Source organism: Streptomyces sp. IMTB 2501 (genome assembly GCF_001953885.1).
GTDB lineage: Bacteria > Actinomycetota > Actinomycetes > Streptomycetales > Streptomycetaceae > Streptomyces.
On sequence record NZ_MQUS01000018.1, the window covers coordinates 80191 to 104244 of the forward strand.

The window sequence follows — 24054 nt, forward strand, 5'->3', positions numbered from 1 at the left end:
CTGCGGACGGCCGTCGGCCCCGCTCTGTGCGGGCGGGGCGGACGGCCGTGCGGTGTGTGGCGGGCGTCAGGCCATGTCGAAGGTGGCCGGGTCGGGGCCCAGGCGCCGGTCCTCGTTGAGCGCGCTGATCGCCGCGAGGTCCTCGACGTCCAGGCTGAAGTCGAAGACCTCGATGTTCTCCTTGATCCGCGACGGTGTCACGGACTTCGGGATCACGATGTTGCCGAGCTGGACATGCCAGCGCAGCACGACCTGGGCCGGCGTACGGCCGTGCTTCTGGGCGATGGCGACGATCGCCGGCACCTCCAGCAGGCCCTTGCCCTGGCCGAGCGGCGACCATGCCTCGGTCGCGATGCCCTGCTCGGCATGGACCTCGCGGGAGGCGTGCTGCTGCAGATGCGGATGCAGCTCGATCTGGTTGACCGCCGGGATGACCGAGGTCTCGGCGAGCAGCCGCTCGAGGTGCTCCGGAAGGAAGTTGGACACGCCGATGGCGCGGACCCGGCCGTCGGCCAGCAGCTTCTCGAACGCCTTGTAGGTGTCGACGTAGCGGCCGCGCGACGGCAGCGGCCAGTGGATCAGATACAGGTCGACGTGGTCGAGACCCAGCTTCTGCAGCGACGTGTCGAAGGCGCGCAGCGTGGAGTCGTAGCCCTGGTCGCTGTTCCAGAGCTTGGTGGTGACGAAGATGTCCTCGCGGGGCAGGCCGGAGGCGGCGATGGCCTTGCCGGTGCCCTCTTCGTTGCCGTAGATCGCCGCGGTGTCGATGCTGCGGTATCCGGCTTCCAGCGCCGTGGCGACGGCCCGCTCGGCCTCGTCGTCCGGAACCTGCCAGACGCCGTAGCCCAGCTGGGGCATCTGGACGCCGTTGTTGAGGATGATCGGGGGGACCTTGCTGCTCACGAGCCTCGTGATCCTTAGGTTGTCGACAGGTGTTACTCCATCCTCAACGATCACGCGCCGCGCCGCATTCCTGACCGCGCGATCCTTTTCAACTGACCGGTCAGTCAGTTCCCTCGGCGGAGATTGGCCGGAAACGCATCCGAGGTTTTCGGTCCAGACCATTGACCGGAGCCCGTCGTCCCGCAACTCTGTATCGCGCCACCGGACGAGTCGATGAACCCGGTGCATACATGTGAACCGGCCCTGACCAGGCCGCTGCATCCATCCTGTTTCCTTCTGCCTTCCTTCTGCGACTCCTCACCCTCAGGAAAGTGAGTACGCGCCCATGAACGAGAGCCCCTTGCTGTCTCCTGTGACGCACCGCTCCACCCCTCAGACATCGGATGAAAAGGTCTGGCGAAGCCCGAGTTACCACATCGTGGAGACCGCGCTGGAGGTGACCGCGTACGCGCTGGCCGACCGTCGTCCGCCCCAGCCGCCCCCGGCCGCATGACCGCGGCACCACCGGAACTCGACAGCCGTGCCCTCTGGCCGGCCGCCGAGTTCACCGCGCGGCTGCGCGCGGTCACCGCGACCCGCTACCACGACCTGCACCCCTTCAACCAGCGGATGCACCGCGGCGAACTGACCCCCGCCGAACTGCGCCGCTGGATCGCCGCCCGCTTCCACTACCAGCGGCACATCCCCGTGAAGGACGCGCTGATCCTCGCGGGACTCGACCGGCCGGAGGACCGCCGCGCCTGGCAGTGCCGCATCCACGACCAGGACGGTACCGACGACACGGGGGGCGGTATCGAGCGCTGGCTGCGGCTCGGCGAGGCGGCCGGCCTCGCCCGCGAGGAACTTCTGGACGCCTCCCGGGTCCCGCCCGGAGTGCGCTTCGCGGTGGAGGCCTACGTCACCTTCTGCCGCCAGCGCCCGGTGCTGGACGCCGTCGCGGCCTCCCTGACCGAGCTGTCCGCCCCGGACCTGATGCGCACCCGCATCGCCGCCTTCGAACGCCACTATCCGTGGATCGACCCGGCGGGCCTCGCCTACTTCCGCACCCGTGTCACCCAGGGCGCCCGCGACGCCGAGCAGGCTCTCGCCCTGGTCCTCGCCCGCGCCCGCACCCAGGAGGAGCAGCAACGGGCTGTCGCGGCACTGGAGTTCAAGTGCGAGGTGCTGTGGGCTCTGCTGGACGCGGTGGACCGGAGCGGGCCATGACACCGGCGCCGATCGCACGGGGCAGGCCTTGGCGCCCGGCGCTCGCCCGGGGTGTGGTGTTGCGGCACGACCCGGTCCGGGGCGCCGACCTGTTGCTGCTGCCCGAGCGGGTGGTGGTGCTCGACGGCGGCGCCGGCGGTGTGCTGCGGCTGTGCGACGGCGCCCGGGACGTGCCCGCCGTCGTCGCCGAGCTGGCCGTACGCCACCCCGGCGCGCCCGTGGCGAGCGAAGTCCCGGAATTCCTCGACCGCTTGTGGAAGGAGGGCTGGCTGAGATGACCGAGCCTCCCGCTCCCTGCGACCCTCCCTGGGCCCTGCTCGCCGAACTCACCCATGCCTGCCCACTGCGCTGCGGATACTGCTCCAACCCCGTCGAACTGGTCGGCCGGTCAGCAGAGTTGACCACGGAGCAGTGGTCGGAGGTCTTCCGTCAGGCGGGCGCCCTCGGCGTCGTACACACCCATCTGTCCGGAGGTGAACCGCTGCTGCGGCGCGATCTGCCCGAGCTGGTGGCCGCCGCCGACACCGCGGGCCTGTACACCCAGCTCGTCACCAGCGGGGTGGGGCTCGGCGAGCGGCGGCTGGCCGGGCTGGCCGCGGCCGGGCTGCGCAGTGTGCAGCTGTCGGTGCAGCACGCGGACCCGGCGGCCGCCGAACGCATCGCGGGGGCCCGGTCGTTCGCGGCGAAGGAACGCGCCGCCCGGCTGATCCGCGCGGCGGGGCTGCCCCTCGGGCTGAACGCCGTCCTGCACCGCGGCAACCTGGACGACCTCGACGGCCTGGTCCGGCTCGCCCTCACCTGGGGCGCCGACCGGATCGAGCTGGCGCACACGCAGTACCACGGCTGGGCCGCCCGCAACCGTGCCGCCCTGCTGCCCATGCCCGCCCAGGTCGAGCGGGCCCGCGCCCGGGTGGCCCGATGGCGGGAACGGCTCGGCGACGCACTGGAGATGGTGTGGGTGGCCCCCGACCTCGTGGACGCCACCGCGAAACCCTGTATGGGCGGCTGGGGCGCCGTCTCGCTCACCGTCGCCCCGGACGGCACGGTGCTTCCCTGCCCGGCCGCCGCCACCCTCCCGGACCTGGACCCACCGAATGTGAAGGAGCGTCAACTCTCCTGGATATGGCGGGAGTCGAGGGCCTTCGCCGCCTTCCGTGGCGAGGCCTGGATGCCCGAGCCGTGCCGCGGCTGCGCCCTGCGCACGGTCGACCACGGCGGCTGCCGCTGCCAGGCGTACGCCCTGACCGGCGACGCCGCCCGCACCGACCCGGCCTGCCGGCACGCCCCGGAGCGCCACCTCGTCGACGCCCTGGTGCACGGCGCCGCCCGCGCCCCGCACCCACCCGCGTACGTCTACCGCGAAGGAGGACCATGAGACGCCGACGCCTGCGCGCGGCGCTGACCGCCGCCGCGCTCACCACCGCCACCCTGGCCGCGATGCCCGCCGCCGTACCGCCGGCGAGCGCCGTCCCCGCTCCGGTCGCCGTATCCCCGGCGAGCGGCGCACCCGTTGCCGCGGCCCGTCTTCCGGCCGTCACCCGCGACTGGTCCACGGCCGTCGTCGACTCCACCATGGCGCGCTACACCCCGGCCACCATCGGCGGCTGGTCGTACCCGGTGGGCCTGTACCTCTACGGCCAGTACCTCGTCTACCGGCGCACCCACGACCCACGCCTGCTGTCCTACATCAAGTCCTACGTCGACCGGTTCGTGAGCGGCGACGGCAGCATCGGCCAGTCCTTCGACAGCCTCGACAGCATGCAGGCGGGCCGGCTGCTGGTGATCCTGCACCACGAGACCGGCCAGGACCGCTACCGCAAGGCCGCGCAGAAGATCCGCGACCGTCTGAACAGCTATCCGCGCACCTCCGACGGCGGCTTCTGGCACGCCGACACCAGCAGCCGGGCCCACCAGCTGTGGGCGGACGGCACCTACATGGTGAACCCGTTCCTGGTCGAGTACGGCGCGGAGTTCCACGACAGCGCGTACACGGACGGGGAGGCCGCCCGGCAGCTGTATGTCTACGGCCGTCACCTCCAGGTCGCGAACGGCCTGCTGCGGCACGCCTACGACGAGTCGAAGTCGGCGAGCTGGGCCGATCCGGCGACCGGGCTCGCCCCCGAGTACTGGTGCCGGGCCGTCGGCTGGTACGCCATGGCCCTCACCGACGTGCTGGACGCGATCCCCGCGGACCAGTCGCAGCGGCCTCAACTGCTCGGCATCCTCCGCGCGTTGGCGTCTGCGCTGGAGAAGTACCAGGACCCGGCGTCCGGGCGCTGGTTCCAGGTGATGGACAAGGGCGCCCGACCGGACAACTGGACCGAGACGTCCTGCTCCAGCATGTTCACCTACGCCCTCGACCGCGGCGCCCGGCAGGGCTATCTGGACCAGCGCTTCGGGGCCGTGGCCAAGCGCGGCTATCAAGGCGTGCTGGCGCGGCTGTCAGCCGGCACCGACGGCCGTACGAACCTGGCCGGCATCTCCGTCGGCACCAACGTCGGCGACTACGCCTACTACGTGGGCCGCACCCGGGCCACCAACGACTTCCACGGGCTCGGGGCCTTCCTGATCATGAACGAGCAGCTGCGAGGTGATGTGGTGTCATGAGCACATCCAGAAGGTCCGTGCTGGGTGCCGCGCTCGGCGGTGCCGCGGCGGCCACGACCGGCCTGCCGGCCGCCAAGGCCCACGCCGCTTCCTGGCAGTTGAAGTGGTCACCGTCCGCGAACTCCGACGGACTCGGCGCCTTCGAGACCGTCGAGGACGACCGCGCCCACTCCCACCCGGCGGGCCACCCGCACATCTTCGCCACCGGCGACAACTGGCGTTTCAACATCCACACCGTCGACCGGGACACCTCCACCGACCGCCAGCGCCAGGAGGTCACCGGCCTGCGCACCGGCGCGAACAGCTATCTGAAGTGGACCGAGGGCCAGACCTGGCGGATCACCTACTCGATGTACATCCCGAGCACACTCAAGGCGACCACCACCTTCACCCACATCATGCAGATGAAGCAGCCCGGCGCCGGCACCTCGCCGATCGTCGTGCAGTCGCTGCGACGCCTGAACGGGAAGCAGACGATCGAACTGCGGCTCGCCACCGACGACATCCTCGTCGGCCGCGCCGACCTCGACCCGCTGCACGACCGGTGGACCGACGTCGACTTCCAGATCGAGGTCGGCAACGGCTCGGCCGGTTCAGTCCGCTGGATCCTGAAGAGCGGCTCCGCCACCGTCGTCGACCAGGCGAAGACCGGTGTCGACACCTTCCTCGCCGACCGGGTGCGCCCCAAGTGGGGCATCTACCGCTCCCTCGGCGACACCTCCGGATCCCTCCAGGACACCTACCTGCTGCTCACCAACCTCCGCGGCTACCAACTCGCCTAGAGGAGCGGTCCCGTGAAACCCCACATCGCCGGCCCGAGACGGGCGGCGGCGATCGTCCTGTGCGCCCTCGCCGTCGTCCTCGGCCTCTCCCACCCCTCCGCCCTCGCGGCCCCGCACCCCGCCACGCCCCGCCCCGCCACCGTGTACGACGTACGCGCCTTTGGCGCCAAGGGCGACGGCTCCGCCAATGACACCCCCGCCATCGACAAGGCCGTCACCGCGGCCAATGCGGCCGGCGGCGGCACCGTCCGTTTCCCGGCCGGCACCTACAAGTCCGGGAACACCATCCACATGAAGAGCCATGTGACACTCCAGGTCGACCGGGGCGCCACGATCCAGGGTTCTTCGGCGAACATGTACGACCCGCCCGAGTCCAACCCGAACGACAAGTACCAGGACTACGGGCACAGCCACTTCCACAACGCGATGATCTACGGCGACAAGCTGACCGACATCGGCTTCACCGGCGACGGTGTCATCGACGGCGCGGGCAGTCTGATCACCGGAAACCCCAGGTCCGGCCAGGCCGACAAGATCCTGTCGCTGACCCGCTGCGACGGACTCCGGCTCGGCGACGGCCTCACCCTGCGCCGCGGCGGCCACTTCGCCGCCCTGATCAACGGCTGCGCGAACGTCGTCTCCGACCGCCTGACCATCGACACCGCGAGCGACCGCGACGGCTGGAACGTCATCTCCACCACCAACGTCGCGATCACCGACGCGCACATCGCCGCCAACGACGACGCCCTGGTCTTCAAGAGCGACTACGCCCTCGGCGCCAGACTCCCGAATGGCCATGTCCGGGTGAGCGGTTCGGTGCTGTCGGCGCGCTGCTGCAACGCCCTGATGTTCGGCTCCGAGACCTGCGGCGACTTCTCGGACTACCAGTTCGAGAAGATCCGCATCGAGGGCGCCGACAAGTCCGGCCTCGGCATGGTCTCCATGGACGGTGCGAAGATCTCCGACGTCCACTACCGCGACATCACCATGACGAACGTCCACTCGCCGATCATGGAGAAGATCGGGACGCGCCGACGATGTGGCAACAGCCCCGGTGTCGGATCGATCAGCGACGTCACGTACGACAACATCACCGCCACCGGCAACAGCCCCTCCTTCAGCCCCACCCTGTGGGGCGAGAACGGCCACCCGATCAGCGGGGTCACCTTCACCGACGTCAACATCACCGTCCCGGGCGGCAACGGCACGATGTCGACCGGCGTACCGAGCAACGACCCGAAGGACTACGACCCGAAGAGCATCGGGACCCGGCCGGCGTACGGCTGGTATCTGCACAATGCCGACGGCATACAGCTCACCGACAGCAGTGTGCGATCTGCCGCCGACGACGGCCGGCCCGCCGTCATCGCCGACACGGCGAGCGATGTCCGGCTGACCCGGTTCACCGCGCGGAAGGGCACCCGGTCACCCCACGACATCGGCTTCCAGAACGTCACGGGCTACTGCCTGACCGACAGCCACACCACCACCGGCGGCACGCTGCGGGTGTCGGCGAGCGGATCCAGCGAGCACTGCGGCACACCGGCCCGCCCGCTCGACCTGGAGAACCCCCGCCAGGCCTTCCTGCGCGCCTCCGTCGGCGGCCTCTTCCTGCACTGGGGGCTGCGCACCGCCCCCGCCCACACCAACTGCGGCGCCTGGGAGAAGGACGTCACCAGCGGCGGCTGGACACCGGACTACTGGGTCGGCGAAGCCAGAAAACTGCACACGCAGTACCTCGTACTGGCGACCTTCCACAGCCGGCTCGGCTACGCCCGCCCCTGGCCGTCGAAGATCCCCGGTTCCTGCTCCACCAAGCGGGACTTCCTCGGCGAACTCATCAACGCCGCCAAGGCCAAGGGCATGAAGGTCATCCTCTACATGACCGACGACCCCCAGTGGCACGACGAGGGCGGCCACGAGTGGCTCGACTCGGCCGCGTACTCCGCCTACAAGGGCACGAACGTCGACCTGACCACCCGCGACGGCTTCGGTCAGTTCTCGTACGACAACTTCTTCGAGGTCATGGACCGCTACCCGGACCTCGGCGGCTTCTGGATCGACAACGACAACGACTACTGGCTGACCCACAACCTCTACCAGCAGATCTACCAGAAGCGCCCCAACTACACCCTGAGCAACAACAACGAAGACACGCCGATCATGGACATGATCAGCAATGAGCAGAAGACGGAGATGACGCCCGCCTACGACTACCCGCAGGCGCTCTACACCGCCCAGCCAAGGCTCACCGAGGCCGACTTCAAGCTGCCGTCAACCGGCGCCTGGTGGTACGACGGCTCCGATCCCACCGTCGACCGGGGGCTCACCCTCGGCCGCCTCGTCACCAACGCGGGCTCCTCGGTGAAGGCCCTGATGGCCGAAACCGCCCAGGTCAACGGGAAGTTCCCGGCGAACCAGGCCGCCTTCAACACCTTCGCGGACGGCTACCTCGACCCCATCTGGGAATCCCTGCACGGCACCGAGGGCGGCGGCTACATGTACGGCGGGCTCAAACCCGGGTTCTGGAACGACGGCGCCCACGGCGTCACCACCATCGCCAAGGACGATCCGGACCGGCAGTACATCCATGTCCTGACCCCGCCGAGCACCAGCACCCTGCGCATCCGCGACAACGGCTACCGCATCGCCTCCGTCACGAACCTCCGCACCGGAGCACCGGTTTCCTGGACGCAGTCCGGCGGCGCGCTCACGCTCACCGGCCTCGGCGGCTGGGACCCGTACGACACCGTCTTCAAGGTGATCACCGCCGGCCGCCAGGGCATCGCGACCGGCGTCAAGGTCACCGCGAGCGCCTCCGCGAGCGGCCACCCGGGCTCCGCCGCGTCGGACGGCGACTACCTCACCTACTGGGACAACGGCAAGACCCTGCCCGTCACCCTCACCTTCGACCTCGGTACGGCGAGGAAGGTTCAGTACCTCGGCCTCAACCAGCGCGAGGACTCCGTCGCCTACGCCCGCTCGGCCACCGAACAGTCCGCACGGATCAAGGCCTACAAGGTCTACCTCAGCGACGACGGCAAGAACTGGGGCAGCCCCGTCAGGACCGGCCAACTCCCCAGCGCCCGCGGCATCCAGGGCATCGACCTGACCGCGACCACGGCCCGTTACGTCCGCCTCGAAGCGGACTCCACCTGGGCCGCCTCGACCGACACCACCCGTTACCAGCGGCTGCGCATCGACGAGGCCTGGATAGGGACGTCGTACGCCACCCCGGCGGCCACGTACACCCCCGATTCCGGCAACGGGCAGTCCCTGCGCCCGGCCATGGGCTGGAGCAGCTGGAGTTTCGTACGGCGGGAGCCCACCGAGGCGAAGATCGAGGCACAGGCCGACGCCCTGGCGGCGAGCGGTCTGAAGGACCACGGTTTCGGCTACGTCAACCTCGACGACTTCTGGCAGAAGTGCGATTCCAACGGGTTCGCCGTGGACTCCTACGGCCGCTGGACGGTGGATGCCGCCAGGTTCCCGGGCGGCATCAAGGCCCTCGCCGACCATGTCCACGCCAGGGGCCTGAAGTTCGGCTTCTATGTCACCCCAGGCATCGCCAGGAACGCCGTCCTGAAGAACACCCCGGTCGACGGCACGCCGTACCACGCCAAGGACATCGCCGACACCTCGAAGACCGAGAAGAACTACAACTGCAAGAACATGTACTACCTCGACTACTCGAAGCCCGGTGCCCAGGAATTCGTCAACTCCTGGGCCAGGCAGTTCGCTTCGTGGGGTGTCGACTACCTGAAGATCGACGGCGTGGGCAGCCAGGACATCCCCGACGTCCGGGCCTGGGACAAGGCCCTGCGCGCCACCGGCCGGCCGATCACCTTCGCCCTGTCCAACAACCTCCCCCTCGACCACGCCTCCACCTGGCGCGCCCTCGCCAACAGCTGGCGCACCCAGGGCGACGTCGAGTGCTACTGCGGGCCCGGGGACCACGGCAGCGGCTATCCGCTGACCGACTGGTCGCATGTCTCGGCGCGTTTCGACGCGGCCGCGTCCTGGCAGCCGTACGCCGGACCCGGCGGCTGGAACGACCTGGACTCGCTGGAGATCGGCAACGGCGACCAGGCCGGTCTCACGGCCGACCAGCGCCGCTCTCACCTCACCCTGTGGTCGATGGCGGCCGCACCGCTGCTGCTGGGCACCGACCTCACCCACCTCGACCCGGCCGACAGGGCGATGCTCACCAACGACCGGCTGATCGGCGTCGACCAGGACGGAGTGGCCGCGCGCCGGATCGTGAAGAGCGGCGTCCAGCAGGTCTGGAGCAAGCGTGAGAGCGGCGGTTCCTATGTGGTGGCGCTGTTCAACACCGGTGCGTCCGGCAGCGCGACGGTCTCCGTGAACTGGTCGCAGGTCGGCTTCACCGGCTCCGGCGACGTCACGGACCTCTGGTCCGGTGCCCACAAGGGCGTGATCGCCGATTCCTACAGCGCGACGCTGCGGCCGGGCGAAACCCGGCTGATCCGTGTGAACCCGGTCAACAGCTAGCCGAGGGGACCCTCATGAAACACGAAAGAACACTCGTCCGCGCCCTCTCCCTGGCCCTCGCCGTGCCCCTCGTCGCGCTGAGCCACGGCACCGCGAGCGCGGCCACCGACTACCAGGCCGAGGACGCCCTGATCTCCCAGGGCGCCGTCGCCACCAACCACACCGGCTACACCGGCACCGGCTTCGTCGACTACACCAACATCAAGGGCTCCTATGTGGAGTTCACGGTCGACGCGGCCGCCGCCGGGCCCGCGTCGGTCACCCTGCGCTACGCCAACGGCACCAGCACCGACCGGCCGATGGACCTCTCCGTCGACGGGACCGTCGTCGCGCCCGCCGTCTCCTTCCCGGCGACCGCCGACTGGAACACCTGGGCGTCCAAGTCCGTCAGCGTCACCCTGAAGGCGGGCAGCAACAAGATCCGGGCGACCGCCACCACGGCCGCCGGCGGCCCCAACCTCGACCGCATCAGCCTCGGTACCCCGTCCGACACCCAGGCTCCCACCCGTCCCGGGCAGCCCTCCTGCTCGGACATCGGCGAGGACCGCCTGACCCTGTCCTGGGGTGCGTCGACGGACGACACAGGGGTGGCGGCGTACGACCTGTACGAGCATGGAAACAAGCTGGGCGAGGCGCCCGGTGACACCACCACGAAGACACTGACCGGGCTCGCCCCGAACACCACCTACGACCTCACGGTCATCGCCCGTGACGCGGCCGGCAACACCTCGCCCGCCAGCCCGGTCGTCGACTGCACGACCAGGCCCAGCTCCGACACCACCCCGCCGACCGCACCCGGTACATTGCGCTCAGCCGGCATCACATCGAACACGGTCGACCTCAGCTGGGGTGCCTCCACCGACGACCGGGCCGTCACCGCCTACGACATCCGCAGCGGCACCACCGTCTACAAGACCGTCACCGACGGCACGTCCACCACGCTCACCGGGCTCGCCTGCAACAGCCCCTACGCCCTGAACGTCGCCGCTCGCGACGCCGCCGGCAATGTCTCCCCGCCGAGCAACACGGTGTCCTTCACCACCAAGGCCTGCGCCACCGACGGCGGTGTCCCGTCCTCCATCGCCACGCTCTCCACCGGCTGGACCATCCCGTGGGGCACCTACTGGCTGCCCGACGGAAAGACCGCACTGGTCACGGAGCGGGACGACTTCCGGGTCTGGAAGGTCACCAAGGACGGGACCAGGACCCAGGTCGGCACCGTCCCCGAAGCCGTCACCACCAACGGCGAGGGCGGCCTCCTCGGCGTCGCGGTCGACCCCCAGTGGCAGACGAACCACTACGTCTACTTCATGCACACCGCCGCCGAGGGGAACCGGGTCGTGCGCATGACCTACGACGGCACGAAGCTCGGCGACTACAAGATCCTGCTGCAGGGCATCAAGAAGAACCGGTACCACAACGGCGGCCGCCTCGCCTTCGGCCCCGACGGCTACCTCTACGTCTCCACCGGCGAGGCCCAGCAACCCGACCTCGCCCAGGACAAGAACTCCCTCAACGGCAAGATCCTGCGTATGACCACCGACGGCAGGCCGGCCCCCGGCAACCCGTTCGGCAACTACGTCTACTCGTACGGCCACCGCAACCCGCAGGGCCTCGCCTTCGACCGCAACGGCCGGCTGTGGGAGGCGGAGTTCGGCAACAGTTCCAAGGACGAGCTGAACCTCATCAAGCCCGGCGCCGACTACGGCTGGCCCCTCTGCGAGGGCAGCTGCAACGTCGCCGGCATGACCAACCCCAAGGCCACCTGGAACGTGAACGAGGCCTCGCCGAGCGGCATCGCGATCGTCCGCAACGTCGTCTACATGGCCTCCCTGCGCGGCGAACGCCTGTGGCGCATCCCCATCAACGGCGGCACCGAGAGCGTCGGCACCCCGACCGCGTACTACGTCGGCACCTACGGCCGGCTGCGTACCGTCACCAAGGTGCCGGGCGCCGACCAGCTGTGGCTGTCCACCACCAACTGCGACAACAACGGAGGTGCCGCGGACGGATCCGACAAGATCTTCCGGGTGACCATCAGCTGAGGCCGACCGGAGCGGAGTTGACGTCGCGTCAGGTGTGGTAGAGGGCCTCGACCTCGGTGTCGTACGCCTTCTCGATCGCCTTCCGCTTCAGCTTCAACGACGGTGTGAGCAGGCCGTGTTCCTCGGTGAACGGCTGCGCGAGGATACGGAAGGTACGGATCGACTCGGCCTGCGAGACGAGGGTGTTGGCGGCGACCACCGCCCGCCGCACCTCCGTCTCCAGGTCCGGGTCGCGCACCAGCTGAGCCGGGGTCATCCTCGGCTTTCCGCGCATCTGCAGCCAGTGCTCTACGGCCTCCTGGTCGAGGGTGACCAGGGCGGCGATGTAGGGGCGGTCGTTGCCGACGACGATGCACTGGTTGATCAGCGGATGGTCGCGGACCCGTTCCTCCAGCACACCGGGGGAGACGCTCTTGCCGCCGGAGGTCACGAGGATCTCCTTCTTGCGGCCGGTGATGGTCAGATAGCCGTCCTCGTCGAGCGAGCCGAGGTCGCCGGTGGCCAGCCAGCCCTCGTGCAGGGTCTCGTCGGTGGCCTTCGGGTTGTTGAGATAGCCCTGGAAGACGTTGCCGCCGTGCAGCCAGATCTCCCCGTCGTCGGCGATGTGCACGGTCACGCCCGGGATGGCCTGGCCGACGGTGCCGTAGCGGGTGCGCTCGGGCGGGTTGGCGGTCGCGGCGGCCGTCGACTCGGTCAGGCCGTAGCCCTCGTAGATCTGCACACCGGCACCCGCGAAGAACAGACCCAGCCGGCGGTCCATGCCCGAACCGCCGGACATCGCGTTGCGGATCCGGCCGCCCATCGCCGTGCGGACCTTGGAGTAGACGAGCTTGTCGAAGAGCTGGTGCTGCATGCGCAGCCCCGCCGACGGGCCGGGCCCGGTGCCCCACGCCTTGGCCTCCACGGCCTCCGCGTACTTCACCGCGATGTCGACGGCCTTCTCGAACGGCCCCGACTTGCCGTCCTTCTCGGCCTTCCGGCGGGACGCGTTGAACACCTTCTCGAAGATGTACGGCACCGCGAGGATGAACGTCGGCTTGAACGCGGCGAGATCGGGCAGCAGGGCGGCGGCGTGCAGCTGCGGCTGGTGCCCGAAGCGGACCTTGCCGCGGATCGCCGCGATCTCCACCATCCGCCCGAAGACGTGCGCGAGCGGCAGGAACAGCAGCGTGGACGCCTCGTCGCCCTTCTTGGAGTGGAACACCGGCTCCCAGCGCCGGACCATGGTGTCCGCCTCGAACATGAAGTTCGCATGGGAGATGACACAGCCCTTGGGACGGCCGGTGGTGCCCGAGGTGTAGATGATGGTGGCGATCGAGTCCGGGGTGACCGCCTGCCGGTGCCGGTGCACCAGCTCGTCGTCGAGGTGCGCCCCCGCGTCGTACAGCTCCTGCACACAGCCCGAGTCCAGCTGCCAGAGCTGGCGCAGCTGCGGGAGGCGGCCGATGACGGTCGCGATGGTCATCGCGTGGTCCTCGTGCTCCACGATCGCCGCGGACACCTCGGCGTCGTAGAGCATCCAGAAGCACTGCTCGGCCGAGGACGTGGGGTAGATGGGCACCACCTGGGCGCCGATCGCCCACAGTGCGAAGTCGAACAGGGTCCACTCGTACCGGGTGCGGGACATGATCGCGACGCGGTCGCCGAAGCGGATGCCGCGCGCCAGGAGGCCCTTGGCGAGGGCCAGGACCTCGTCGCGGAACTCGGTGGTGGTCACGTCCCGCCACTGCCCGGAGGCGTCCTTGCGGCCGAGGGCCACGTGCGTGGGGTCCGTCTGGGCATGTTCGAAGACCACGTCGGCCAGACCGCCCACGGGCGGTGCCGACGTGAGCGGCGGGTTGGTGAACTCGCGCAAACCTCGCTCCCCGATCCTCGCTGCATGGTCACGCCCGTGATGCTCGGCACAGCGCGGTGAAAGCTACCCCACGCCGTCATCGGGCGGGAGGGGGTCGGAAACCGAGCAAACCACACGTTCCTCCCGAGTGGTGACCGGAAAATGCCCTCACATGGGGAAGGGCCGGACACAATACTGACGGGTCAGTAAGTTTCGGTGCCGTAATCTCCACCGAATCTGTACGCGTCGATTACGGCGCACATCGCCCTGATCTGCGCATATAGGGCACCGCCCGGCCGGGTGAGGCACACGGGCGCCGTGGCCAGCGGCGGGCCGGCACCGCCTGCTCCACCTCCGCGCGGGGCACCTTCGCCGGTGTGCGCCTGCCCACCCGCACGAGCAGCAGTCCCAGCATCACCAGCGCGCCGTTCAGGCCCGAGGTGAACGCGGTGTGCAAGGTGTGGTCCGGGAAACCGCCGCGCAGCGCACCGGCGCCGCCGCCCGGCAGCGTGCCGGTCATCCGCGAGGTGAGTACGGCGCCGAAGACGGCCACGCCGTGCCCGTACCCGAGCCGCCGGACCGTGTTCACCGCGCCGCCCGCCCTCCCGGCCCGCTCCGAATGCACCGCCGCGAGCACCGCCCCGGCCGCGGCTGGCGGCCGACGCCGACCGGCACGCCCCCGGGCATCAGCGCCGTCCGGCACGCCTGGCACAGCGTGCCCGAGGCGATCAGCAGCAGCCCGCCGCCCGCCGTCAGCCAGGCCGGCACCCGTGCAGCAGCCGCCCCGCCAGCACCGCGACCACCATCGCCTCCACCGTCATCGGCGCCAGCTCAGGCCGCCGCGCACCGTCTGCCAGTCCGGCATCCTGTGCCGCAGCCGCCCCATCAGCACCGGAGAGCCATCGACGCCACCGTCATTGGCAGCAGCAGCCCGCCGCCCGCCGCCCGCCGTCAGCCAGTCCGGTACCCCGTGCAGCAGCCGCCCCATCAGCGCTGTGACCACCATCGCCTCCACCGTCATCGGCGCCAGCTCAGGCCGCCGCGCACCGTCTGCCAGTCCGGTACCTCGTGCAGCAGCCGCCCCATCAGCGCTGTGACCACCATCGCCTCCACCGTCATCGGCGCCAGCTCAGGCCGCCGCGCACCGTCTGGCAGTCCGGTACCTCGTGCAGCAGCCGCCCCGCCAGCACCGTGACCACCATCGCCTCCACCGTCATCGGCGCCAGCTCAGGCCGCCGCGCACCGTCTGCCAGGCCGGCATCCTGTGCCGCAGCCGCCCCGCCAGTACCGCGACCACCATCGACACCACCGTCATCGGCAGCAGCGTCAGCCCGCCGCGCACCGGCGTCAGTACCCGCCAGGGTCTGCATCCAGATCGACAGAAACGCGATTCCGCTGAACGCCGGAGACCACGCCCTTCCTGCGCCAGGTCAAGAAGGCTCACCTGCCCGATGCCCCGCTGACGCGCCTCAGCCGCCCCGTCGGCTCAGGCGCTCTCCGCCCGCCAGGATCGCCGCCGCGAGGGCGTTCGCGGCCTCCTCGGCGGTGCCCCGGCGGCGGCCGTGGACCAGTACGAAGTCGGTCTTTCCGAGGTCGGGCAGGCCGGCGCGGTCCGGAAGCCGGAAGAGGCCGGGCGGGATCAGGCGCCTGGAGTGGGCCATCACCCCGAGCCCGGCGCGGGCCGCCGCGATCAGCCCGTTGAGACTGCCGCTGGTGCACACGATCCGCCAGTCGCGGCCCTCGCGCTCCAGCGCCTGAAGCGCCCGGGCCCGGGTGATGCCGGGCGGGGGATACACGATCAGCGGGACGGGCCGGTCGGCGTCCAGGCGCAGCCGCTCGGCGCCGATCCACACCAGGTCGTCGCGCCAGACCAGTTCGCCCCGCGGATCCTCCGGGCGCCGCTTGGCCAGCACCAGGTCCAGCTTCCCGGCGGCCAGCTGCTCGTGCAGGGTGCCGGACAGCTCCACCGTCAGCTCCAGGTCGACCTCCGGGTGGTCGTAGCGGAAGCCCTCCAGGATCTCCGGCAGCCGGGTGAGCACGAAGTCCTCCGACGCCCCGAACCGCAGCCGGCCGCGCACCCGGGTGCCGGTGAAGAACGCCGTCGCCTGCTCGTGGACCTGCAGGATCCGACGGGCGAAGCCGAGCATCGCCTCGCCGTCCTCGGTCAGCTCCACCGCATGGGTGTCCCGGGTGAACAGCTGCCGCCCGGTCGCGTCCTCCAGCCGGCGCACATGCTGGCTCACCGTGGACTGGCGCAGCCCCAGCCGGTGCGCGGCCTGCGTGAAGCTGAGCGTCTGGGCCACGGCGAGGAAGGTGCGCAGCTGGGTCGGGTCGTACACGGCAGGCAGCCTACCCGGCTATCGGATTTCATGATGACAGTCAGAGTGGTATGCGGGATTCCCGATCGGCGGCCCGAGGAGGACGATGAAGAGGGGCCCTGCGGGCCTGATGCGGAACGACCTGTCAACGGACGCGTACAGACACGCGCACAGCAATCGGAGCACTGTGAATCGCCTGCGCCGGCCGAGTTGGATGCCGATCGACCCGTACATCGTCCTGCTGCTCGGAACCGTGGGCCTCGCGGCGCTCCTGCCGGCCCGGGGCACCGCCGCCGGCGTGGCCTCGGGTGCGTCGACGGCCGCGATCGCGTTCCTCTTCTTCCTCTACGGCGCCCGCCTCTCCACCCGTGAGGCGCTGGACGGACTGCGCCACTGGCGGCTCCACGCCACGGTGCTCGCCTGCACCTTCGTCCTCTTCCCGGTGTTCGGGCTGGCGGCGCGCGGACTGGTGCCGGTGCTGCTGACCCAGCCGCTCTACCAGGGACTGCTGTTCCTGACGCTGGTGCCGTCGACGATCCAGTCGTCCATCGCCTTCACCTCGATCGCCCGCGGAAACGTCCCGGCGGCGATCTGCGCGGGCTCCTTCTCCTCCCTCATCGGCATCGTCGTCACCCCGCTGCTGGCGGCCGGACTGCTCGGCAACAGCGGAGGCGGGTTCTCGGCGGACTCACTGGTCAAGATCGTGCTCCAGCTGCTCGTGCCGTTCCTCGCGGGACAGCTTCTGCGGCGCTGGATCGGTGGCTTCACAGCCCGGCACAAGAAGGTCCTCGGGCTGGTCGACCGCGGCTCGATCCTGCTGGTCGTCTACACGGCCTTCAGCGAGGGCATGATCCGGGGCATATGGCACCAGGTCAGCCTCGCGCGGCTCGGCGGCCTGCTCGTCGTCGAGGCCGCCCTGCTCGCCGCGATGCTCGTGCTGACCTGGTACGGCGGCAGGGCGCTGGGCTTCGGCCGGGCGGACCGGATCGCCATCCAGTTCGCCGGCTCGAAGAAGTCCCTCGCCTCCGGGCTGCCCATGGCCGGTGTCCTGTTCGGCGCCCACGCCGCCCTCGCCGTGCTGCCGCTGATGCTGTTCCACCAGATGCAGCTGATGGTGTGCGCGGTCATCGCCAGGCGCCGGGCCCGGGACCCGGAGCAGGTCCCGGGTGTGGTCGCCGGTTCAGCCGCTCACATGGTCGAGGGGCAGCCACAGGACCGTGTCCTTCGATGACCGCAGCGCCCTCGGATCCGACAACTCCTCGTCGGTGAGGGCCCGGTCCCACACGTGCACCTCGTCGATCGCGCCGGTGTAGAAGGCCCTGCTGTCCATGCGCTGACCGATGTGCACGCCGAAGGGGGAGTTGCTGCTGACCGACCCCGGGACGTCGGCGACGGAAGACTGTGTGCCGTCGACGAACAACGACAGCCTGCTGTCGCCCCTGCGCAGGACCAGGTGATGCCACTGGCCGTCGTTGTATGCGGTATCCGTCCGCACGTACGCGGTCTGCGGCGCGGTCGCTCCGTCCCGTACCGTGACCAGCCCCTGGATGCGGTGGTTCGCCGGTTCGCCACGCACCCACACCTGCGGCTGACTGGCGCCGACGCCGCCCATCCACAGCATCGGCTGCTCACCGCTCGTCGCCGAGTACCGGAACCACAGGGACGCCGTGAAGTCCTTGGTGCCCAGGGGCAGGCTGTCGCGGTACGGCAGGCGTACGGCGTCGTCGGTGCCGTCGAACCGCAGCGCTCCGCCGAAGACCCCGGCCGTCTCCTTCGCCCCGCCGAGCACCGCGGCCGGGCGGGCGTGCCGGGCCAGGTCGGGGGTGACGGGGTCGGGGCCGCGGCGCGGGACGAGCCAGTCCTCGGTGAAGCGGGCGAAGCGGATCTCGTCGCGCGCGTCCACCGCGCCGCCCTCGTAGACCAGGCCCACCGTGTCGCCGTCGACGCGCGCCATGTCCGAGTAGCCGGACCAGTCCGTGGTGACGACCGTGCCGCGGTCCACGCTGTCCCAGGTGCGGCCGCCGTCGTAGGAGGAGCGGATCATCATCGTCCGCCGGTGGTCGGGGTCGGCGGGGCAGGCCAGCAGCAGACGGTTGCCGAGGCGAAGCAGCGAACCCTCCACCATCGGGGCGTACAGGTCCGGCAGGTCGTGGAAGGGCGCGGTGAAGCTGGAGCCGCCGTCGCGGCTCACCGCTTGGGTGCGGTGGCCCAGATCGGTGCCGTCCTGCTCCCGGGCGCTGACCAGGATGGAGCCGTCCTGGCGCTCGGCGAGGGCCAGTTCGGAGGGTTTCTGGCGGAAGGTGCCGTCGTCGGCGATGGGCCAGGTGTCCTGGGCGCCGATCCGCCAGTGGCCGCCGTGGTCGTCGCTCACGATCAGCGCCGCGTGGTTGGCGGTTGTCCGGTTGCCGTCCCAGGTCTCGGTGTTGACCCCGAAGACCAGCCGGCCCGCGTAGCGGCCCCGGGTGAGCTGGATGCCGTGTGCCGGCCCGGTCGCGTACCAGGAGTTCCAGTCGCCGGGCAGGATCTCCGGGCTCAGATCGCGAGGGGCGGACCAGGTCCGGCCGTCGTCGTCGCTGTACTGGATGTGCGGGGTACGGTCGCAGGGCACGGAGCAACTGGCGCTGTCGGTCCGGCCCGTGTTGTACGTCTCCGCGAGCCAGACCCGGCCCGTTGCGCGGTCGACGATCGGCGCCGGATTGCCGTGGGTGTCGCCGCCGCCGTCGGTGACCACCTGCAGCGGGCCCCAGGTGCGGCCGCCGTCGGTGGAGCGCTTGAGCACGATGTCTGTGTCGGCGGCGTCCCCGCAGTTGAGGACCCGGCCCTCGGCGAAAGCCAGCAGCGTGCCGTCGGTGGTCTGCACGATCGCCGGGATGCGGACGCACGCGTAGCCGGGATCCTGGGAGGCCTTGAACAGGACCTGCTGCTCGAACGCGGGGGAGCCGGTGGAGGGTTGGGCAAGTGCGGGGTGGGTGGCAGCGAGAGGCAGTGCGAACAGGGCCGCCGCCGAGCAGGCGGCGGCGAGCGCGGTTCTCGGACGGGCGCGAAGACCTGACGGCATGGAGGGACCTGCCCTTCATCGGCCGGACATCTGGACATCCGGACATCCAATGTCCAACGTGCGCCCCATCGAAGGTAGTTGGGGGCAGACCGTCTCACAAGAAGTGTGCGGCATGCGGCGGGTGTGAACGCCCTACGGGCGCAGCACCACCTTGCCGAGGTTGGCCCGCGTCTCGATCACCTCGTGCGCCTTCGCCGCGTCCTGAAGTGCGAACTCGGCATGGACGGCGGGCTTCAGGGAGCCCTCGGCGAAGAGCCGCCACAGCTCCTGACGCCACTGCTCGTACAGGTCCGGCCGGCCGCGGGCGATCAGGGCCATCTGGAAACCGATCACCGACTTGGCGCCCACCAGCAGGTCGTACGCCTGGAGGGTGCCGCCGCCCGAGCTGTAGGCGACGAGGCGGCCGTGCGGGGCGAGGGCGGCGAGGGCCGGGGTGAGCAGGTCGCCGCCGACGGCATCCAGGACGCAGTCGACCGGATCTCCCCAACTGCCGTCGGTGTACTGCATGCAGTCGTCCGCGCCCAGTGAGCGTACGAAGTCCGCCTTCGCCGGGTCGGACACGGCTCCCACCACCCGCCCGGCACCCCGCGCCCGCGCCAGCTGCACGGCGAGGTGGCCGATCCCGCTCGCCGCCGCCGTGACGAGGACCGCCTCGCCCGGCGCCTGCCGCGCCGCCTCCAGTGCCCCGTACGCCACCAGGCCGCTGCGCACCAGCGCGATCGCGTCCACCGCGTCGGCGCCGTCCGGTATGGGGGAGGCCATGGCCTCGTGCAGCAGGGCGAAGTCGGCATACCCGTGCCCGAAGCACATTCCCGTCACCCGGTCGCCCGGCCGGAAGCGGGTCACGCCCTCGCCGGCCGCCACCACCTCGCCGGCGATCTCTCCGCCGAGGGCGATCGGCTCGGCGGCCTCGGTGACCTTGCGGACGACGGGCAGGGTGACGCCGATCGCCGCGCAGCGCACCAGCAGCTCGCCGGGGCCGGGCTCGGGGGCCGGGACCTCCTCGACGAACAGCGGGCCGCCGGTGGACTCGTACCGGACACGACGCATCGCACGCACCTCCAAGGCCGGGCGCGGCCCGGCGCATCGATCGCCGGGGCACCCAAGAAGTCGTTGGGAGTCCCAACGATAGCGAAAATTCGTTGGAGGGTCCAATGATTATCGGATAGGCTGCCGGCATGGCCGACGAAGCGCCCCTGACCGCGATCCGCTCCCTGCCGAGCTGGCTCCTCGGCCGTGCCGCCGCCCGGGGGCGCGGTCTGGTCGCCGACGCCCTCGCGGCCGAGGGGCAGAAGATGTGGCACCACGTCGTCCTCTCCGCCGTCCGCGACCTCCAGCCCGTCGCCCAGGCCGACCTCGGCCGCGGCGTCGGCCTCGACCCCAAGGACCTGGTCGGCGTGCTCAACGACCTGCAGTCCGCCGGCCACGTCCTGCGTGCCCCCGACCCCCGGGACCGGCGCAAGAACGCCGTGACCCTCACCGACGAAGGAGCCCGCCTCCTCACGCGCTGCGAGAAGGCGGCCCGCGAGGCCAACGACGAGCTGCTCGCCCCGCTGTCGGCCGCCGAACGCGATCAGTTCATGGGCCTGTTGATCCGGATTTCCGGCACGGACGGCTGACGGCGGCTAACGTTCCGTCATGACCGCAGCTCCCGCGCTCGATCCGCAGCGCACCGCCCTGATCCTCGTCGATCTCATGGAACGCATCGTCGCGCTGCCGCTGGAACCCCGCAAAGGCACCGAAGTACTGGACACCGCCGAGGTGTTGGCGGGCACCTTCCGCGCCGCCGGAGCGCCCGTCGTCCTCGTCCGGGTCGAACGCCCCTCGACCGCCGAACAGCCGCCCGGCAGCGGACTCGTGCCGGGCCTCGCCGCCGACGGCGACCTGGAGGTGGTCAAGCGCACCATCGGCGCCTTCCAGGGCACCGGCCTGGACGAGCGGCTGCGCGAACGCGGCGTCACCACCCTGGTGTTCGGCGGCATCGCCACCAATCTCGGCGTCGAGTCCACCGCCCGCGCCGCCGCCGACCTCGGCTACGGCCTCGTCTTCGCCGAGGACGCCATGGCCGCCTTCACCGCCGCCGAGCACGAGGCGTCCGTCCGGCTCGACTTCCCCCGCCTCGGCACCGTCGTGACCGCCGCCGAGGTACGCCTCGCCGCAGCCTGACCCATCAGACCAGCGTGCCGCCCCCGTCCACGACCACCACCGACCCGGTGCTGTAGCCCCCACGCATCAGATACAGGTACGCCTCCGCCACATCCGCCGGCTCGCCGACCCGCCCCACCGGCAGCGACTCGGCGGACGACCGGAACAGACACTCCCGGTCCGCCTCCGGCAGCTCCCGCCACAGCTCGGTGCGCACCACCCCGGGCGAAACCGCGTTGACCCGCACCGGTGCCAGCTCCACGGCCAGCGCCCGGGCCAGCGACTCCATCGCCCCGCACAGTGCCGACGCGGCGCTCGATCCGGGCATCGGCCGGCGCCCCGCCGTCCCCGTGGTCAGCACCACCGACCCACCCGGACGGATCGACCCGGCGCCGTACTTGACCGCCGTGTACGCACCCCACAGCCGGGTGTCCATGAATTGCCGTGCCCGGACGACATCCGCCCTGGCCAGCGGTTCCAGCAGCAGCGACTCACCCGCTGTGTAGACGAGGTGGTCGAAGGCGCCGGCCCCCGTGAAGAAGCCGCGCACCGCGTCCTCGTCCGTGGCGTCCAGCAGCTGCCCCTCGGCGCCGTCGCCCAGCAGCTTCAGTGCCGCGTCCACGCTCTCCTGCCGGCGCGAGGCGACCACCACCCCGGCGCCCTCCCGCGCCGCGCCCTCGGCGACCGCGAGTCCGATACCCGACGTGCCCCCGATGACGACGATCCGCTGTCCTTGCAGGCTCATACGGTGCCCCTTTCCTGGCTGCCCGGCGGGAGGTCCTGGTCGCCCGCCGGGATCCAGCCTGCGACGGCCCCCGGCCGGCCGTCCAAGACCTCTTCCAGCTGTGGCGATACCCTGAAGGCATCGCCATCGGTACGACGGAAAGGGCGGCCATGGACCTGGACCTGGATCTGGATCTGCGGAAGGTCCGCTACTTCGTGGCCGTCGCCGAGCTGCTGCACTTCGGCCGTGCCGCCGAGCGACTGCACATCGCCCAACCTGTGCTGAGCCGTCAGATCCGGGCGCTGGAGAAGGACTTGGGTGCCGAACTGTTCCTCCGGGACAGCCATGGCGTGACGTTGACCGATGCGGGAAGTCAACTCCTCGACGACGCACAGCAGTTGCTCGCCATCGCTCGGGGCGCGCGACGCCGTGTGCAGCGGGCCGCGCACGGGCACCGGCGGCTTCTGGTCGGCTTCCGCGCCGGTGTCGTCGTCACCCATGCCCTGCGCGCCTTCGCGGCGGCGCACCCGGACGTGGAGACCAACGCCCGCCGGGTCGAGTGGGACGATCAGGAGCGGCTGATCCTCGACGGGACCGTCGACATCGCGTACGTACGGCGACCGGTCCGCGAGGACGGGCTCGAACTGCGTCCCCTGTACAGCGAGACCCGCGTGGCAATGCTCCCGGACGGCCACCGGCTCGCCGGTAAGCCGGAGCTGTCGCTGGCCGACCTCGACGGGGAGAGATGGCTCAGATACGCGGATCCGCTGCCCGGCGACCTGCCGATCCGCACCATCGAGGAGAAGTTCGAATGCGTGGCCGCGGGCACCGGCATCACGCTGGTGCCACGCTCGGTCGCCGAGCAGTACTTCCGCCCGGACATCAGTTACGTGCCGGTCGCCGACGCAGAACCCGACCAGGTGCTGCTGGCCTGGGCGGCGGGCCGCCGCTCCCCCCTGATCACGGCGTTCGCCGAAGCGGCGCAGTCCCTCGGCTGAGGCGGGGCCCGGCGGCGCAGGGGGCGCTCCCCGCCGGCCGGGGCCCCGCCGCCGTGCCGCGGGGAGGCGTCTCAGCCCTGGGCGGCCGCCTCTCGCAGGGCGATGCGGTCCTCACCCGCGTACACGTTCATCGAGCTGCCCCGCAGGAAGCCCACCAGGGTCAGACCCGTCTCCGCGGCCAGATCCACCGCCAGCGACGACGGCGCCGACACGGCCGCCAGCACCGGGATGCCCGCCATCACCGCCTTCTGTGCCAGCTCGAACGAGGCCCGCCCGGAGACCAGGAGGATCGTCCGCGACAGCGGCAGCTCGCCGTTCTGCAGCGCCCGTCCGACCAGTTTGTCGACCGCGTTGTGCCGGCCGACGTCCTCCCGTATGTCCAGCAGTTCGCCGTCCTCGGTGAACAGGGCCGCCGCGTGCAGGCCCCCGGTCCGGTCGAACACCCGCTGGGCCGCCCGCAGCCGGTCGGGGAGGCTCGCCAGCAGCTCCGGGGTGACCCGGACCGGGGGAGTGTCGGCGATCGGGAAGCGCGCCGTCGTCCGCACGGCGTCCAGACTGGCCTTGCCGCACAGGCCGCACGAGGAGGACGTGTAGACGTTCCGCTCCAGGGTGAAGTCCGGCAGCGTGACGCCCGGCGTGGTCTTCACGTCGACCACGTTGTACGTGTTCGACCCGTCCGTGGTCGCCCCCGCGCAGTAGACGATGTTCTGCAGATCGTATGCAGCAGCCAGTACACCCTCGCTCACCAGAAACCCGGCCGCCAGCGCGAAGTCGTCGCCCGGGGTGCGCATGGTGATCGCGAGCGGCTTGCCGTTCAGCCGGATCTCCAGGGGTTCCTCGGCGACGAGTGTGTCCGGCCGGGTGGAGAGCGCCCCGTCGCGGATGCGGAGGACCTTGCGTCGTTCCGTGACTCGTCCCATGT

Annotated in this window: 21 protein-coding genes; 12 read left to right on the top strand and 9 right to left on the bottom strand. The window is 70.7% G+C overall.

Annotated elements, in window-relative coordinates; translation table 11 throughout:
* Nucleotides 1-66: 66 nt before the first annotated feature.
* Nucleotides 67-903, bottom strand: a complete 837-nt coding sequence (locus AV521_RS28190; RefSeq protein ID WP_076092002.1) for an aldo/keto reductase — start codon at nt 901-903, stop codon at nt 67-69.
* Between the two features lie 325 nt (nt 904-1228).
* Here AV521_RS28190 and pqqA point away from each other — a divergent pair, with 325 nt between their 5' ends.
* Genes pqqA through AV521_RS28230 form a run of 8 tightly spaced genes read left to right on the top strand, consistent with a single transcriptional unit; the run spans nt 1229 to nt 12055 of the window.
* Nucleotides 1229-1396, top strand: a complete 168-nt coding sequence (gene pqqA, locus AV521_RS47875) for a pyrroloquinoline quinone precursor peptide PqqA (RefSeq protein WP_107481047.1) — start codon at nt 1229-1231, stop codon at nt 1394-1396.
* Nucleotides 1393-2109, top strand: a complete 717-nt coding sequence (gene pqqC / locus AV521_RS28195; protein ID WP_076092004.1) for a pyrroloquinoline-quinone synthase PqqC — start codon at nt 1393-1395, stop codon at nt 2107-2109. The genes pqqA and pqqC overlap by 4 nt, the downstream gene beginning before the upstream one ends.
* On the top strand, nt 2106-2387 hold the full coding sequence (pqqD, locus tag AV521_RS28200; protein ID WP_076092006.1) for a pyrroloquinoline quinone biosynthesis peptide chaperone PqqD: 282 nt from the start codon (nt 2106-2108) through the stop codon (nt 2385-2387). The genes pqqC and pqqD overlap by 4 nt, the downstream gene beginning before the upstream one ends.
* On the top strand, nt 2384-3484 hold the full coding sequence (gene pqqE / locus AV521_RS28205; RefSeq protein WP_076092008.1) for a pyrroloquinoline quinone biosynthesis protein PqqE: 1101 nt from the start codon (nt 2384-2386) through the stop codon (nt 3482-3484). The genes pqqD and pqqE overlap by 4 nt, the downstream gene beginning before the upstream one ends.
* Entirely contained in the window at nt 3481-4716 is a 1236-nt protein-coding gene (locus AV521_RS28210) for a glycoside hydrolase family 105 protein (RefSeq protein WP_076092010.1), read from the top strand. The genes pqqE and AV521_RS28210 overlap by 4 nt, the downstream gene beginning before the upstream one ends.
* On the top strand, nt 4713-5498 hold the full coding sequence (locus tag AV521_RS28215; RefSeq protein ID WP_076092011.1) for a heparin lyase I family protein: 786 nt from the start codon (nt 4713-4715) through the stop codon (nt 5496-5498). Before AV521_RS28210 ends, AV521_RS28215 begins: the two co-directional genes overlap by 4 nt.
* 12 nt (nt 5499-5510) lie before the next feature.
* Entirely contained in the window at nt 5511-10010 is a 4500-nt protein-coding gene (locus tag AV521_RS28220; RefSeq protein WP_256725702.1) for a glycosyl hydrolase family 28 protein, read from the top strand.
* A gap of 14 nt (nt 10011-10024) precedes the next feature.
* Complete coding sequence (locus tag AV521_RS28230) at nt 10025-12055, top strand: PQQ-dependent sugar dehydrogenase (protein ID WP_076092013.1); 2031 nt, start codon at nt 10025-10027, stop codon at nt 12053-12055.
* Between the two features lie 28 nt (nt 12056-12083).
* Here AV521_RS28230 and AV521_RS28235 read toward each other — a convergent pair whose 3' ends face one another.
* The 4 genes from AV521_RS28235 to AV521_RS28250 form a co-directional block, all read right to left on the bottom strand.
* The gene (locus AV521_RS28235) at nt 12084-13910 is read right to left on the bottom strand and encodes a long-chain fatty acid--CoA ligase (RefSeq protein ID WP_076092015.1); all 1827 of its coding nucleotides are present in this window, start codon (nt 13908-13910) and stop codon (nt 12084-12086) included.
* A gap of 229 nt (nt 13911-14139) precedes the next feature.
* Nucleotides 14140-14514 carry a hypothetical protein gene (locus AV521_RS52315; RefSeq protein WP_179023438.1) on the bottom strand — a complete coding sequence of 125 codons (375 nt, stop codon included), beginning with the start codon at nt 14512-14514 and terminating at the stop codon, nt 14140-14142.
* 192 nt (nt 14515-14706) lie between these two features.
* Nucleotides 14707-14910, bottom strand: a complete 204-nt coding sequence (locus AV521_RS28245; protein ID WP_076092019.1) for a hypothetical protein — start codon at nt 14908-14910, stop codon at nt 14707-14709.
* A 448-nt stretch (nt 14911-15358) separates the two neighbouring features.
* The gene (locus AV521_RS28250; protein WP_076092021.1) at nt 15359-16228 is read right to left on the bottom strand and encodes a LysR substrate-binding domain-containing protein; all 870 of its coding nucleotides are present in this window, start codon (nt 16226-16228) and stop codon (nt 15359-15361) included.
* Nucleotides 16229-16421: 193 nt separating this feature from the next.
* Between AV521_RS28250 and AV521_RS28255 the strand changes: the two genes are divergently transcribed.
* Nucleotides 16422-17438, top strand: coding sequence for a bile acid:sodium symporter family protein (locus tag AV521_RS28255; protein ID WP_079249433.1), 1017 nt, complete (start codon nt 16422-16424; stop codon nt 17436-17438).
* Here AV521_RS28255 and AV521_RS28260 read toward each other — a convergent pair.
* Complete coding sequence (locus AV521_RS28260) at nt 17388-19265, bottom strand: sialidase family protein (RefSeq protein ID WP_076092026.1); 1878 nt, start codon at nt 19263-19265, stop codon at nt 17388-17390. The genes AV521_RS28255 and AV521_RS28260 overlap by 51 nt on opposite strands.
* Nucleotides 19266-19397: 132 nt before the next feature.
* Complete coding sequence (locus tag AV521_RS28265; protein WP_076092028.1) at nt 19398-20315, bottom strand: zinc-binding dehydrogenase; 918 nt, start codon at nt 20313-20315, stop codon at nt 19398-19400.
* 128 nt (nt 20316-20443) lie between these two features.
* Here AV521_RS28265 and AV521_RS28270 point away from each other — a divergent pair, with 128 nt between their 5' ends.
* Nucleotides 20444-20884, top strand: coding sequence for a MarR family winged helix-turn-helix transcriptional regulator (locus tag AV521_RS28270; RefSeq protein WP_076092030.1), 441 nt, complete (start codon nt 20444-20446; stop codon nt 20882-20884).
* Between the two features lie 19 nt (nt 20885-20903).
* Nucleotides 20904-21431 carry an isochorismatase family protein gene (locus AV521_RS28275; RefSeq protein ID WP_076092032.1) on the top strand — a complete coding sequence of 176 codons (528 nt, stop codon included), beginning with the start codon at nt 20904-20906 and terminating at the stop codon, nt 21429-21431.
* Nucleotides 21432-21435: 4 nt separating this feature from the next.
* On the opposite strand, the gene AV521_RS28280 is transcribed toward AV521_RS28275, so the two are convergent.
* Entirely contained in the window at nt 21436-22155 is a 720-nt protein-coding gene (locus tag AV521_RS28280) for an SDR family oxidoreductase (RefSeq protein ID WP_076092034.1), read from the bottom strand.
* Nucleotides 22156-22304: 149 nt separating this feature from the next.
* On the opposite strand from AV521_RS28280, the gene AV521_RS28285 reads away from it, so the two are divergent.
* Nucleotides 22305-23132 carry a LysR family transcriptional regulator gene (locus AV521_RS28285; protein WP_371917070.1) on the top strand — a complete coding sequence of 276 codons (828 nt, stop codon included), beginning with the start codon at nt 22305-22307 and terminating at the stop codon, nt 23130-23132.
* Between the two features lie 71 nt (nt 23133-23203).
* Here AV521_RS28285 and fdhD read toward each other — a convergent pair whose 3' ends face one another.
* On the bottom strand, nt 23204-24052 hold the full coding sequence (gene fdhD / locus AV521_RS28290) for a formate dehydrogenase accessory sulfurtransferase FdhD (protein WP_076092036.1): 849 nt from the start codon (nt 24050-24052) through the stop codon (nt 23204-23206).
* Nucleotides 24053-24054 lie beyond the last annotated feature (2 nt).